This is a genomic window from Tannerella forsythia, assembly GCF_003860135.1.
Classification (GTDB): Bacteria; Bacteroidota; Bacteroidia; order Bacteroidales; family Tannerellaceae; genus Tannerella; species Tannerella forsythia_A.
This window is the reverse complement of record NZ_RQYN01000012.1, coordinates 21,166-34,983: the sequence shown is the minus strand read 5'-3', so window position 1 is coordinate 34,983 and position 13,818 is coordinate 21,166. Positions and strand designations below refer to the sequence as shown.

Sequence of the window (13,818 nt, the reverse complement as noted above, 5' to 3'; positions counted from 1 at the left end):
ATCCGGACGCCGCATGGCTAAGAACATAGAAACTTATTTAACGTAACAACATGGGATACGAACTGATGATTGAAATCGTCGCAGCCGCCATCATGCTGATATACCTGTGGCTCGAATATAAAGCCAGCATCTGGCTGTGGCCGGTAGGGGTCGTGATCCCTCTTTTCTATATCTATATCTATTTTGTCAATAAGTTCTATGCCGACATGGGAATCAACATGTACTACCTCGTGGCAAGTGCTTACGGCTGGTTCCGGTGGTGGAAAAGCGAATCTCTCCTCAAACAGGAACGCCTTGAGTCGGGTGAGACGGCAGTCTTGGGAGTGACCATACGGTATACACCCAAGACTTACTGGCCGAAGCTGTTGGCTGTTTTCTGTGCGCTATTCGCCCTGATCGCATGGGTGCTGATTCGGTTTACCGACAGCCCTGTGCCTTTCGGCGATGCGTTCACGACGGCTCTTAGCATCGTAGCCATGTGGATGCTCGCGCAGAAATATATTGAACAATGGTGGTTTTGGCTCATCGTGAATGCTGTCTCCGCCACCCTTTATTTCTGGAAAGGAATGATCCCGACAGCCGTCATATACCTCGTCTATTCTATTGTTCCTGTCTTCGGTTACCGCCAATGGCAGAAGATGATGACTTCTGCTGCGACGGAAAGCCCGACGAACCGTCATTCGCGATAGTAAATTCTCTTGACGCGCGGCGAGATGGATGTCAGAATCTCGTAAGGAATCGTGTCCAGCTTGTCGGCGATTTCGGTTACCGGAAGTTGAGGGCCGAAGATAATCGCCGTGTCGCCTTCCTGCGCGTTAGTGTCCGTAACGTCGACCATGCAAATATCCATACAGATATTTCCGACAATCGGGCAGCGCATCCCGTTGATAACGACTTCGCCCACACCGTTGCTCAGATGACGGTCGAGACCGTCGGCGTAGCCGATGGGGAGAATCGCCACCCGTAAATCGCGTTGGGCGTATGTCTTGCGGCTGTAACCGATCGAATCGCCTGCCGGTACGTCACGGATTTGCAGAATCGTAGTTTTGAGTGAACTGACCGGTTGTAACTTCTTCGCCTCACTGACCGATGCACTGATGCCGTAAAGCGAGATGCCGAGGCGTACCATATCCATCTGATGTCCGGTGAAACGTTCGATACCGGCCGAATTGAGAATATGTTTGAGTACCGGATAGCCTAATCCTGCTTCCAAAGCCTCGGCCGATTGTGTGAAAAGGCGGATTTGTCCACGCGTAAATTCATCGTGCTCGGGCGAATCGCTTCCGACCAGATGTGAAAAAACAGAGCGCACCACGAGTGAACTTTGTTGCTCCAGCCGTTGGCAAATCTCCGGCACATCCGACGGACGAAAGCCCAACCGGTGCATGCCCGTATCGATTTTAATGTGAATAGGGTAGGAGGTGATCCCCCGGCGTCCGGCTTCTTTCATCAGGGCATCCAGCAGGCGGAAGCTGTACACTTCCGGTTCCAATTGACGCTCGAACAGAATATTAAAACTGCTGAATTCCGGATCCATCACCATGATCGGAATGGAGATTCCTTCTTTGCGCAGTGCCTCGCCCTCGTCGGCCACCGCCACGGCCAGATAGTCGCAACGATGTTCCTGCAATGTCTTCGCTACTTCATACGAACCGGCTCCATATCCGAAGGCTTTGACCATGCAAACCATTTTTGTGTCGCGATGTAGCTTTGAACGGAAATGGTTGAAGTTATGCACTACGGCATCCAAATTCACTTCAAGCACCGTTTCATGCACCTTTTTCTCTAACAGCTCCGTGATGCGCTCGAAATGGAAGGCACGTGAACCTTTCAGCAGAATCAACTCGTCTCGGAAGGTTTTCATCGAAGGAGAATGAATAAATTCGTCGGTTGTCAGGTAGAACTCGCTTTCGCGCATCTCGAATGCGGAGCCGTATTCCTTCATATCACGGCCGATCCCGATAATACGGTCTACTTTCTTACGGCGGAACAGCTCTGCGACTTTCTTGTATAACGATTTGGGCAGCATGCCCGATTGCAAGATGTCCGAAAGAATCACGGTCGTTTTCAGGTCTTTTTCCGCGCGGCGGCTCTGTTGAAAATCGAGCGCGATATCCAGCGAATTAATATCGGAATTGTATGTGTCGTTAATCAGCTGACATCCGTTGATGCCTTCTTTTACTTCCAGCCGCATGGCCACCGGCTCCAATCCCGCAAAAACTTTTCTGTTCCTGAGTGACGTCGGTTTCAGATACAGCATCAAGGCGATGCAGTGAATCACGTCTTCGATCGAAGCATCGTCGGTAAACGGTATTTCATACGTTTGTTCCAGATTCAGCATCACACAGTGGATTTCGGTCGAAGTCTGCTTCTTGTCTATCTTCTCAATGTATAACGGCGCATCCGAATCTTTGCGGCTCCAGCCTACAGCTTTATGAGAGAGGCACGCCTTGTCGAGCGTGTGGGCGATAAACTCATCGTCGGCATTATAGATCACGATATCGCAATCGCTGAACAATGAGAGTTTTTCCATACATTTCTGCGTGGATGAAGCAAAATTTTCCTGATGGGCCTCTCCAATATTCGTGATCATGCCGATGGTCGGACGAATGATGCGTTGCAGCTTCTCCATCTCGTCCGGCTGTGAGATACCCGCCTCGAAGATACCCAACGTATGCTTATCGTCCATCTGCCACACGGAGAGAGGAACGCCGATCTGCGAGTTATAGCTGCGAGGTGAACGGACAATGTTGAAGTCTGCATGAAGCAATTGATAAAGTAATTCCTTGACGATGGTTTTCCCATTGCTGCCGGTGATACCGATAACGGGGATTTCAAATTGCTTGCGGTGATGCGCTGCCAGCGTTTGCATAGCCGTCAGTACATGAGGTACGATCAGGAAGTTCGCATCAGGCATCATCCGTGTTTCCGGCGGCTCATGATTGACGACAAAACTACGCACGCCCAGCCGGTATAGCTCGGGGATATATCGGTGTCCGTCATTCGTCTGCGTTTTCAGCGCAAAGAATAAGGTTGATTCAGGGAACGACAACATACGGCTGTCGATCAGCAGTCGATCGATCATACTATCGTTCAGGGTGCGGTTTGTGGCGCCAATTATTTGGGCGATTTCTTGGATCTTATACTTCATCATTATTCTTCGGTTTGTAGTCGTTCTATATCTTTTCGTTCTTGCTTGAAACAAAGGTAGGGCATTTTCTCATTGAAACGGTCTATTTTTAACAAAGTTTGTGTTAGGAATCGCCGATATGCTTCGCTTTGCGGATTAAACGGCCGATGATGGAGTGCTCTGCGAATTTCTTCTGCTTCCTTTAGCAGACGACGTGTAGGCTCATCCATGCATACTTCGACAAAACGTTCCCAAATGTATTGAATCGCGGTTGGTGACGGATGACACATGTCGTCTGCATAAAACCGATAGTCCCGTAACTCATCCATCATCAGTTCGTAGGCGGGGAAATAAGCGGTCTGTGTCGGGAAACGTTCTTGCAATGCTTCGACGGCAAGGTGTAAGGTCGATTTACTTAACTGGTTCGCATGTGCTCCGTCTCGCCAGTGTCGAATCGGACTGACCGTAAACAGCCATTGCAACGATGGATGTTCCTTCTGTAACTTCGCTATCAGAGGTTCCCATAGTGAAACGATCTCCTCGACCGAAAGACGGGTCCGTTCGAAATATTTTTCCGGAAGCTTGTGGCAGTTGGCCACCACCTGCCCTGTCTTTTTTAAACGATAGACGTATGCCGTCCCAAACGTTATGATGATACGGTCGGCCGACGATAACATGGCAGAGGCTTGTTGCAACCGTTCGTTTATCTGACGCAGGCACTCATCGGCCGATGTGGACGAAAAAGAGCTGTGATGAAAGAAACTATGGTATAAGCCTTCATACTGAAACAGATCGTCGGAGGTGAAAGGTGTTCCGTCTATCAGTCGCTCGATAGCCATGGCGACCGAAGCCGGGTTATAAAGTGTTCCGAAAGGATTGATCTCTGTGCGAAACAGACTGTCGGATAAACGTCGTCCGATCGATTCGGCAAAGCAGGAACCGAAGAACATTGTCCGGTGCTCGTATGCAAAACGGATAGCAGACCGAGGGATATCGATTTTCGTATAGAGTATCATCGTGTTTATTTTTAATGTCGCGTGTCTTGATTTGTATACATTATATATATAGCATGCAAAGAAAAAGAATTCTTCAGGTAAATGCGAAACTTTGAACTTAATTCATGCAAGTTTTGAGATATGTTATAAAACATGTTTGTGTTGTATGGTGTTGGAAGCAAGAGTGTTGAGTTGGAATAAAAATATACTTTTCTCTGTTTGTCATGGCTTTGGGATAATTTTTTTTGGTCGGTAGATTGAAAATACAGACCTTTGGACAATTTTTGTTGAAAAACGAAGCGAATAAACTATGACTATACTACGATATGTGACTGTGTTATGTGGCTTTGCTTTCTTCTCGACCGGTGTTTACGGTCAAATTACGTGGAAGAAGAAACAGCAAGAACAAAAACAGGAGTCTCCTTCGGCATTGAAGACTCCCGCGATAGAGCGAAAAGTTACGGAACTTATTGCTGATCGGGTGGATGTAACAAAGAAAAAGATCGTAACGGGAGAATTGGAACCTGTTACATTTGCAACGCAAGAGGAATTACTCGAAGCCGAAAATCTTCTTTTTCCGGCCGATGAATTATATCAATCCAATTGGGATACGTGTTGGGTCAATCCTTTTCGCACTAGAGACATTGCCATGCCGGATTCGTTCAGGATCGATTGTTCTACCTTTGTAATACCCATTGACAATGAATTGAAAGTTACTTCTAAATACGGCCCACGCCGTCGCCGAATGCACCGCGGAATCGACTTGAAAGTCTGTGTTGGCGATACGATTCGCAGTGCATTCAGCGGGAAGATACGAATAAAGAGCTATGAACGTCGGGGGTATGGAAAGTATCTGGTGATTCGACATCCGAACGGCCTTGAAACCATTTACGGTCATTTGTCAAAGTTTCTGGTTTCGGAAAATGAGATTGTTAAAGCGGGGCAACCCATTGCGCTCGGTGGAAATACAGGCCGCTCTACAGGTCCTCATCTACACTTTGAAACACGCTTCCTCGGCGAAGCCATTGACCCCAGCCACATCATCGACTTCGAAAATGGTGTCCCTCATCAAGATTTCTACGTTTTTCATAAAAACTCCCATCGTAACCGACATAATCTCTATACTTCTACATCTGAACATATCGTTTATCATCGCGTAAGGAAAGGTGAGTCTTTAGGAGTCATTGCACGGAAGCATGGTCTTTCCGTGGCGGAGTTGTGTCGGCTGAACGGATTGAAAAAAACGTCTGTGTTGCGTATCGGACAGACACTTCGTTGTGGTAAAACATCGACAAAGGTTTCGAAAAAAGCAACGCGGCTGGAACCGGCGCAACAAACGGTAGATGCTGAAACAGTTGTTGCAATGGAGGAAAAAGCTGCCTATCATCGTGTACAACAGGGAGAGAGTCTTTATTCGATTGCGTGTCAACATGGCACTACTGTCGATGCGCTTTGCAAGTTGAATAATATCCGCTCAACGAGTTCGCTGCATGAGGGACAGGAGATTTGTTACCGGGTGGCAAAGTCCGGTACAAAGCATGTTGTTAAAGAAGAAAAAGAAGAGATTGTTGTGGCAGAGCATACCCAAGATCAGGTATCGGAAGATGATAAGCCGGAAGCGAAAAACGTAGCAGAGAAAGGCAATTCGCTTGCTCAGGCCAATGTAGCTGCCGCGAAAAAGCCAAACAGCTCCTCCACACGTCGGAAAACACCGGTTTACCATCGGGTGAGGAAAGGCGATACGTTAGGCGCTATTGCACGGCGTCACGGGGTGAGTGTAGAACAATTATGCACATTGAACAACATACAAAAAACGACTGTACTGAAGATCGGACGTTCGCTGCGTTGTTCATGAAGAGAATATAAAATGGTTTGAGCACAATGTGCCAATTACTGACGATGCAATATCTTCCGTAATTGGCACGTTGACGTTATATAAAGTAGGGATATGGCAGATACCAAACAACAATTTGAAGCGGTAATCAAAGAATGCCGGGATGTTTTTCTGGCCAAGTTGTCGGATTACAGTCCCTCGTGGCGTATCATGCGTCCCGAGTCGATTACCGATCAGCTTTTCATCAAGGCCAAGCGGATTCGGAGTCTTGAGATGAAGAAAGTAAGTAAGGTGGGCGAAGGCATCCGGCCCGAATTTATCGCGATTGTGAATTACGGTGTGATCGGGTTGATACAGCTTGAGCTGGGTGCTGTCGACACGTGCGATATCGATGCGCGCCGGGCTTTAGAGCTTTATGATACGCACATGCAAGAGATTCAAACGCTGATGTATGCCAAGAACCACGATTATGACGAGGCGTGGCGGGGTATGCGGATCACTTCGTACACTGATTTTATTCTCACGAAGCTCAACCGCGTGAAAGAGATCGAAGACAACGACGGTAAGGTGATCGCTTCGGAAGGGATTGCTTCCAATTATATGGATATGGTGAATTACGCCTTGTTCGGATTGATCAAACTGACTTTCGGAGAAGATGCCTAAGCGATTTGTCATAAAAATGATCGCCGAATGCTGTCGCGTTTTATTGGGCGTGACATTTATCTTTTCCGGTACGGTCAAGGCGATAGACCCGATGGGTACTGCGATCAAGATTGGGGAGTATCTCGCCTCGTTTGGCATGGAATACGGCCGGTGGTTCGAAGTCCTCTTGTCGTTCAATATGATTGCTCTCGAGTTTATGCTCGGTGTGTGTATGTTGACGGCTGTCTACCGTAAACTGGCCACACTCGGTGTGTTGATCTTTATGAGTTTCATGACTCCCCTCACACTGTATCTCGCAGTTTTCAATCCCGTACCCGATTGCGGATGTTTCGGCGACGCATGGATCATAACGAACTGGCAGACATTCTATAAAAACCTCGTGTTGCTTGCGGCCGCCGTCTTCGCATGGATGTACTACAAGCAATTGACATCGTTCTATACGTACCGATCGTATTGGTTTGTGGGGCTTTTTTCGTACCTCTTCTGTCTCGGTTTCTGTTATTGGAATTACAACCATTTGCCGATTACCGATTTTCGTCCGTACAAAGTCGGAGCGAATATTCCGAAACTGATGGAGATTCCGCCCGATGCGCCGCAAGATGAATACGTTTTTGTTTATGAGAAGAACGGACAAACGAAAGAATTTAAACTCGAAGAGGCTCCGGCCGGTGATTCCACGTGGACGTACGTCGATGCGCGACTTGTGAAGCAGGGATTCGTGCCGAAGGTCAGCTCATTCGCACTGTTTAACGAGCACGGAGAGAACGTGGCCGACGAGCTTTTTACCCGACCGGGTATCGTCATGCTGCTTGTCGCTCACCGGACGGAAGAGGCAAGCGACGAACATATCGACGAGATCAACCATGCGTATGATTATGCCATGGAGCATAAGCTGGCTTTCTACGGCGTAACAGGCTCGTCCGACGGACACATCGCCGAGTGGGTGAAGCATACGGGCGCCGATTATCCTTTTTTGACGGCCGACGAGGTGTTGCTCAAGACCATCATCCGATCGAACCCGGGATTGGTATTGCTTCGCGAAGGTACGATTCTGGCCAAATGGCATCACAACGACATCCCCGGCGAAGAGGAACTAAATAAGGTGCTAAGCAGTTATGTAGAAGGTGATCGCCGAGAGAAACAGACGGAGAAGGAACGTTGGTTGACGGTAATTGCAGCTTTTGTATTACCTTTGCTGCTGGTTTGGATATACGATTATTTCCGAAACCGTAGATATCGAGGAATAAAGAATACATATAATTAACAGACTGAACAAATGAGGAAGAATATTGTAGCAGGGAACTGGAAGATGAATACCACCCTGCCCGAAGGATTGGCGCTGGCCAAAGGTTTGAATACTGCCCTGAAGGGGAAAACCGTACACTGCGACGTGATTGTAGGCGTACCGTTCACGCACTTGGCAAGTATCGTTTCGGCCATCGACACGATGAAGATCGGGGTGGCGGCAGAGAACTGCGCCGACAAGGAAAAGGGAGCTTTCACGGGCGAAGTGTCGGCCGCGATGGTCGCTTCGACCGGTGCAAAATACGTGATTCTCGGTCATTCGGAGCGTCGCGCGTATTATCACGAGACCCCTGAGATTCTGAAAGAGAAAGTGAAGTTGGCGCTGGCGAACAATCTGACGCCGATTTTCTGCATCGGCGAGGTGCTGGAAGAACGCGAAGCCGGTAAGCATTTCGAGGTGGTCGATGCACAGATTCGCGAGTCCCTGTTCGATTTTTCGGCCGAAGATTTCGGCAAGCTGGTGCTGGCTTACGAGCCGGTATGGGCTATCGGAACGGGCAAAACGGCGACGGCCGCGCAGGCACAGGAGATTCATGCGCACATTCGCCGCACCATCGCGCAGCAATATGGTCAGGAGGTGGCCGACAGCACGTCCATCCTGTATGGCGGAAGCTGCAACGCGGGCAATGCCAAAGAACTATTTGCCAACCCCGACGTAGATGGCGGATTGATTGGCGGAGCATCGCTCGAAGTCGAGAAATTCATGCCGATCATCGAGGCGTTTGAAGGATAACGGCACAAGCCCGGTTTGCTTTTCAACAAGGCTTATGAAACGTTATGTGTTTATACTGGGGCTTCTGGGGTGCGGCGGCAGTATGCTGACGGCGCAGGACTCCATCGTCGATGCCCTGACGCGGAATGTTCCGGGTCGGGGCACGGTGACGATTCACCAGTCGCCGGCCATCCGCCAGATGATCGGGCGGCCCTCGGCTTCGGACCGTACCGAGGAAGTAAACGGACGGCGGTACCTGTTATCGCCGGGTTACCGCATTCAGATTTTCTCCGGCAACGATCAGCGCAGCTCGAAGGGGGAAGCCTTCGGCAAGGAACAGCAGATCAGGAATCAGTTTTCGGACGTGCCGACGTATGTGTCGTACACCGCGCCGTTCTGGAGGCTGCGCGTAGGTGATTACCTGTCGTACGAGGAGGCATACGGTATGATGCAAAAACTGATCGGAGCATTTCCTTCGTTCAGAAAAGAGATGTTTATTACCAAGGAAGAGGTACGTATTCTTGTTCCGTGAAAATGAAAGATACTGAGACGTTGCTGGAAGTACGTCAGCAACTGAGCGAGCATTATCGCCGAATCATTGAACTGTTGGGCGAAGATACAGCCCGTGAGGGACTGAAGAAAACGCCCATGCGAGTGGCTAAGGCCATGCAGTTTCTGCTGAAAGGATATGATGAAGACCCTGAGGCGGTGCTGGCTTCGGCCATGTTTGAGGAAGAAGACTACAAGCAGATGGTCATCGTCAAGGACATCGATTTTTTTTCGCTCTGCGAGCATCACATGTTGCCTTTCTTCGGTAAGGTACATGTGGCCTACATTCCGAATCATTACATCACGGGGCTGAGCAAGATCCCGCGCGTAGTCGATATTTTCGCTCACCGTTTGCAGATTCAGGAGCGCATGACGCTTCAGATCAAGGAATGTATTCAGAAAACGTTGAACCCGCTCGGCGTGATGGTCGTTATCGAGGCGCAGCACATGTGCATGCAGATGCGCGGCGTGGAAAAGCAGAACTCGCTGACCACGACGTCCGACTTCACCGGCTCGTTTCAGCAGGCCCGAACGCGCGAAGAATTTATGAACCTGATCAAAAAATAATGTTTCGTCGGCTGTATGAAGTCGATATGCTCTATACCTGAAATAACCTGTTTTTTTATGCTGCTGAAGATTTATCCCGATCATCCGAACCGGAAAGAGATCGATAAGGTGATAGATGTGTTGCGCGACGGCGGATTGGTGATTTATCCTACCGATACGCTCTACGCGATGGGCTGCGACGCGTTCGACGTGCGCGCGGTAGAAAAGATTTGCCGTATCAAGGGCGTCAATCCGCAGAAGAGTAACCTCTCGATTATCTGCTCCGATTTATCGTCCGCCAGTCAGTACGCGCGCATCAGCAACGATGCTTTCAAACTGATGAAGCGTTGCTTGCCCGGCCCTTTTACGTTCATCCTGCCCACAAGCGGCGAGTTGCCCAAGATTTACAAAAGCCGCAAAGAGGTGGGCATTCGCATCCCCGACAATCCGATTGTGCGCGAGCTGGCCGACGCGCTCGGTAATCCGTTGCTTTCGATGTCGGTCTATGATCGCGAGAGCGACGACGAGCCGGAATACCTTACCGATCCTGAACTGATAGAGGAAAAATATGCCGGTCAGGTAGACTTGGTGATCGACGGGGGCTACGGTCGCACCGAAGGATCGACCGTGGTAGACTGTACGCGGGAGCCGTTCTCCATGATCCGTCAGGGCGTGGGAATCATCGAACTTTGAATGATTTAGAGGCGAAACTCCCTTCTAAAAAAATGAAAGAAATCAATAAAAAAAGGTATTTTTGTGCCGGTCTGTAAGTGAATTTTGCACACTTCTTCTATTTTTGTGCCGGCGGATTCCGAAAAGCCATTCAGAAAACAGAGTAGGAGAAGTATAAAAACAAAACATTATTTGACAGATGAAAAAGATTTTATTCAGTACATTATTTATTTTGGCCTGCTCGTTAGGAGCGGCAACGGCACAGCTTCAAAAAGGTAGCGTGCTGGTAGGCGGTTCGATCGGAAACATCAGTTTCGGACTGGGCGACGCAAGTGTTTTCAGTATGGGAATCACGCCTCGCGCAGGATATTTTATTCAGGACAATCTGGCAATCGGTGCCAAGGTGGACGCCGGCTTTGTCACTCAAAAAGGAGGCAATACGACGTATAATTACGGTGTGAACGGTTTCGGACGTTATTATTTCGGGCCGAAAGAATTCGATACGCTGCTGAAGCAGGGACGCTGGTTTGCCGAAGCCGGTGCAGGATTCTCCGGTATTAAGGGTGCCGATCCCGGGTTCAATCTCAACTTCGGACCGGGTTACGCGTATTTCCTCAACGAGCATGTGGCGGTAGAAGCCTTGGCGCTTTATAACGGACAGTTCGGCTCCGGCAGCGTACACGGACTTTCACTCAACGTGGGATTCCAGATTTACCTTCCGCTCTCGAAGATCAAAAAAATGAAATAAGCAACATGTTTTAAAAACGTTGTATCCGCCGGCTCCGGCAAACGAAAGGGCCGGCGAGTCAACAAAAAACAAGAGGGTGTGTCCAAAACGAGATGTTTGGGCACACCCTTTTTTCGTGTGTAAATACCCTGCCCTCGGGGAGCGGGGCGGTTACGTGGTTACGTCAGGAGTCCGACGTTTTTTTAGCTTTCGAAAGCACTTCCTGTTTGTAATGTTCGATTTCGGCATTCACGTAATCGATGAACGCGGCATAGTCCGTATCTCCTTCGATAAGCGCCAGCGCGTTGACCCTCTTCACCAGATCGCGGTAGACCTTGTCGCTTGCTTGGCGTGCTTCGCGCAGGGCTCCCAACGTCCGGCCGGCGCGCTCGTCCGTCCGTTCGTTCGTGAGTGAGCGTACTTTTTCGTTGGCGGCTCTCAGCTGTTCGACGAAAGGTTTGAGCGAAAGCAAATCGATCTGATCGGCGTATTTCGCTCCCAGATCGTCGATGAAATTGATCATCAACCCGGTCTGACGGTCGAGTTGCATACGTGGATCGATTTTGTAATCTTTCATGTGTTGGAGCAGTACTTTGGCGGCTTGCGCGTGCTCGGGCACGGGGAAGTCGGCAAATCCTTTCACGCTTTTGCGGTAACCCGCGTAGAGGCGATCGCGTAACGAGTCGGCTTCGATGATTTCGTCGGTCAGCATGCTTTTCTGTGTCAATTGCAGGCATTCGTCCTCATGAGCTGCGGCCTTTTGCAAGGCCTGTACCAGCGGAGTACATTTGTTAAACACGGTTACATCGGCCATAGAGCGAGTGGCCATATTCGTGATGTACAAAAAATGGGCGCCGTTATTCATGCGTCCTAAGTCGATGCTGTTAATTTCTTTATTCATGGCAATATCTATTTATATATGTTGTCAATCAGGTTGCTTTCTGTGTTTTCGTTCGTATGTTTCATACAAAACCGTATGGCTCTTATGTGGGGACTGCAAGCGTCATACAAAACTGTATGGCTCTTGCGTGGCTGCTGCAAGCGTCATGCAAAACTGTATGGCTCTTGCGTGGCTGCTGCAAGCATCATACAAAACTGTATGGCCCTTGCGTGGCTGCTGCAAGCGTCATACAAAACTGTATGGCTCTTGCGTGGCTGCTGCAAGCATCATACAAAACTGTATGGCCCTTGCGTGGCTGCCGCAAGCATCATGCAAAACTGTATGGCCCTTGCGTGGCTGCCGCAAGCATCATGCAAAACTTTTTTTTCTTCGCGCGGGGCACGCCAGCCCTCGGCTAAACGACTCGAATCGATATGGTTCGAAATTTGTTCACAAAATTAATAAAAAGTTTTTTGAATCTACCTCATTTCCGCCGAAAAAAAAATCAGGTCTCTTCAAACCTTTTGCGATAGGCCCAAAGACCGAGCGCGGGGTTGGAGATGTAGTAGATTTCTTCGCCGTCGACGGTGTTCCAGCCGTCGCGCAGGGTGTGCGGGCGATATTTCCGCGTCATGGCGTCGAGGTCGGCATACCCGAAGCCCACGCTTTCGATTTCGTGACGCGTCAGATGCCCCGGGCAGTAGGTGATGCGGAATCGTCCTTCCGATGTGCCATGAATCAGATGGGCGGCCACGCCGAGCGCCTGTCGCAGTTCTTCGTTTTCTTCGACATACCGCAGTACTTGCGGCGTAGGGACGTAGCCGTATCGGCGGATCAGCGTATCGTTCTGCGCGTCTTCGCCGAACTGTCGAACGCCGGGGGCGAGGATGATCAGTTCGCCGCCGTCGGCCATGGCCATGCGCGTGCGATAGATGCTTTTGTTGCCGACCCACGTGCTGCGAAACTCTTCGGGATCGAGGTAGACGACAGCTTTGCGTATCTCGCGGTCGAGCATGATGAAGTTGGTCCGTAACGAGAGGGCGGCGGCTTTTTCAAAGCATTCGGCATCGTCGCCCGCGAAGAGGCCGCGCATTTGCAGACCGTCGTTCCCGGCCGAAATAACGGTTTGCAGATAGACGACCGGCAGGTGGCGGATGAAATGTTCGGAGGCGTAGTTGAGCACGCGGCGCACGGGCGTGTCGGCGCGTCCCATGATCCGCTCCATGCCGTATGCCGCGCCGATAAAGTGGCTCTTGTGGATGCCTTCGGCGCCTCCTGTGCCGACGAGCAGGTTCTTGTTATAGTTCGCCATCCCGATCACTTCGTGCGGCACCACCTGCCCGATGGAGAGGATCAGGTCGTACCCCCCTTCGAGGAGCATGCGGTTCACCTGCATGGGCATGGGATAGCGCGCTACGCCGCCCGATACCTCGCCGACGTACTCGGCCGGCACGGTACCGACGTGCACCACGTCGTTGCGCCAGTCATGCACGCGAAAGAGCGAGCGGGGAATGCCGGGGAACATTTTCGCGATCTCCCCGTCGGTCATCGGAAAATGCGTGCCGATGGCGGGAAGAATATCCGTCAGGCGTTCGCCGTAATACGCGTAAATGTAGCGTGTCAGTTCGCCCGCCCGCGAGTGGAAGCGGGTAAAGTCGGGCGGGATGGCCAATACTTTGCGTCGCTCGCCCAGCCGGTCGAGGATCGAAAACACGGCCTGCTTCAGTTCGTCATGGCCGAATGCTTTATCCGGCGCTCCCTGTTCGTAGTAGATCATTGTTCGTGTCGTTTTGAAAAAAGTGTCG

General features: G+C 50.2%; 14 protein-coding genes and 1 pseudogene. 11 read left to right on the top strand and 4 right to left on the bottom strand.

Annotation, left to right across the window (positions count from 1 at the left end; all coding sequences use genetic code 11):
* Window positions 1–50: 50 nt before the first annotated feature.
* On the top strand, window positions 51–689 hold the full coding sequence (gene pnuC / locus EII41_RS04920) for a nicotinamide riboside transporter PnuC (RefSeq protein WP_124789670.1): 639 nt from the start codon (window positions 51–53) through the stop codon (window positions 687–689).
* Here pnuC and EII41_RS04915 read toward each other — a convergent pair.
* Together EII41_RS04915 and EII41_RS04910 are read right to left on the bottom strand one after the other, a co-directional pair.
* Entirely contained in the window at window positions 677–3,151 is a 2,475-nt protein-coding gene (locus EII41_RS04915; RefSeq protein WP_124789686.1) for a bifunctional UDP-N-acetylmuramoyl-tripeptide:D-alanyl-D-alanine ligase/alanine racemase, read from the bottom strand. The two genes, pnuC and EII41_RS04915, sit on opposite strands and share 13 nt — an antisense overlap.
* A gap of 2 nt (window positions 3,152–3,153) precedes the next feature.
* Entirely contained in the window at window positions 3,154–4,146 is a 993-nt protein-coding gene (locus EII41_RS04910) for a GSCFA domain-containing protein (protein WP_124789669.1), read from the bottom strand.
* 289 nt (window positions 4,147–4,435) lie between these two features.
* Between EII41_RS04910 and EII41_RS04905 the strand changes: the two genes are divergently transcribed.
* The 8 genes from EII41_RS04905 to EII41_RS04870 all read left to right on the top strand — a co-directional run bounded on the left by EII41_RS04905 (window position 4,436) and on the right by EII41_RS04870 (window position 11,154).
* Window positions 4,436–5,980: a LysM peptidoglycan-binding domain-containing protein gene (locus tag EII41_RS04905; protein WP_124789668.1), complete on the top strand. Its 1,545-nt coding sequence runs from the start codon at window positions 4,436–4,438 to the stop codon at window positions 5,978–5,980.
* A gap of 93 nt (window positions 5,981–6,073) precedes the next feature.
* A complete protein-coding gene (locus EII41_RS04900; RefSeq protein ID WP_124789667.1) occupies window positions 6,074–6,622 on the top strand; it encodes a DUF1599 domain-containing protein in 549 nt (182 codons plus the stop codon).
* Window positions 6,615–7,886 (top strand): BT_3928 family protein, encoded by a 1,272-nt coding sequence (locus EII41_RS04895; RefSeq protein WP_124789666.1) that lies wholly within the window; start codon window positions 6,615–6,617, stop codon window positions 7,884–7,886. Before EII41_RS04900 ends, EII41_RS04895 begins: the two co-directional genes overlap by 8 nt.
* Before the next feature lie 12 nt (window positions 7,887–7,898).
* A complete protein-coding gene (tpiA, locus tag EII41_RS04890; protein ID WP_124789665.1) occupies window positions 7,899–8,660 on the top strand; it encodes a triose-phosphate isomerase in 762 nt (253 codons plus the stop codon).
* Between the two features lie 34 nt (window positions 8,661–8,694).
* Window positions 8,695–9,171 (top strand): SPOR domain-containing protein, encoded by a 477-nt coding sequence (locus tag EII41_RS04885; RefSeq protein WP_124789664.1) that lies wholly within the window; start codon window positions 8,695–8,697, stop codon window positions 9,169–9,171.
* Between the two features lie 2 nt (window positions 9,172–9,173).
* Entirely contained in the window at window positions 9,174–9,755 is a 582-nt protein-coding gene (gene folE, locus EII41_RS04880; protein ID WP_124751098.1) for a GTP cyclohydrolase I FolE, read from the top strand.
* A 57-nt stretch (window positions 9,756–9,812) separates the two neighbouring features.
* Window positions 9,813–10,427: an L-threonylcarbamoyladenylate synthase gene (locus EII41_RS04875; RefSeq protein ID WP_124789663.1), complete on the top strand. Its 615-nt coding sequence runs from the start codon at window positions 9,813–9,815 to the stop codon at window positions 10,425–10,427.
* A gap of 178 nt (window positions 10,428–10,605) precedes the next feature.
* A complete protein-coding gene (locus EII41_RS04870; protein WP_124751100.1) occupies window positions 10,606–11,154 on the top strand; it encodes an outer membrane beta-barrel protein in 549 nt (182 codons plus the stop codon).
* 163 nt (window positions 11,155–11,317) lie between these two features.
* Here the strand turns inward: EII41_RS04870 and EII41_RS04865 are convergent, their stop codons facing one another.
* On the bottom strand, window positions 11,318–12,034 hold the full coding sequence (locus tag EII41_RS04865; RefSeq protein WP_124789662.1) for a DUF6261 family protein: 717 nt from the start codon (window positions 12,032–12,034) through the stop codon (window positions 11,318–11,320).
* Between EII41_RS04865 and EII41_RS14735 the strand changes: the two are divergent.
* Together EII41_RS14735 and EII41_RS04855 are read left to right on the top strand one after the other, a co-directional pair.
* Window positions 11,970–12,107: pseudogene (locus tag EII41_RS14735) on the top strand (hypothetical protein); the annotation flags it as partial. The gene EII41_RS04865 and the pseudogene EII41_RS14735 overlap by 65 nt on opposite strands.
* A 43-nt stretch (window positions 12,108–12,150) precedes the next feature.
* Window positions 12,151–12,432, top strand: coding sequence for a hypothetical protein (locus EII41_RS04855; RefSeq protein WP_124789661.1), 282 nt, complete (start codon window positions 12,151–12,153; stop codon window positions 12,430–12,432).
* An 86-nt stretch (window positions 12,433–12,518) separates the two neighbouring features.
* Here EII41_RS04855 and EII41_RS04850 read toward each other — a convergent pair whose 3' ends face one another.
* On the bottom strand, window positions 12,519–13,790 hold the full coding sequence (locus tag EII41_RS04850) for a lactate racemase domain-containing protein (RefSeq protein ID WP_124789660.1): 1,272 nt from the start codon (window positions 13,788–13,790) through the stop codon (window positions 12,519–12,521).
* Between the last annotated feature and the right edge of the window lie 28 nt (window positions 13,791–13,818).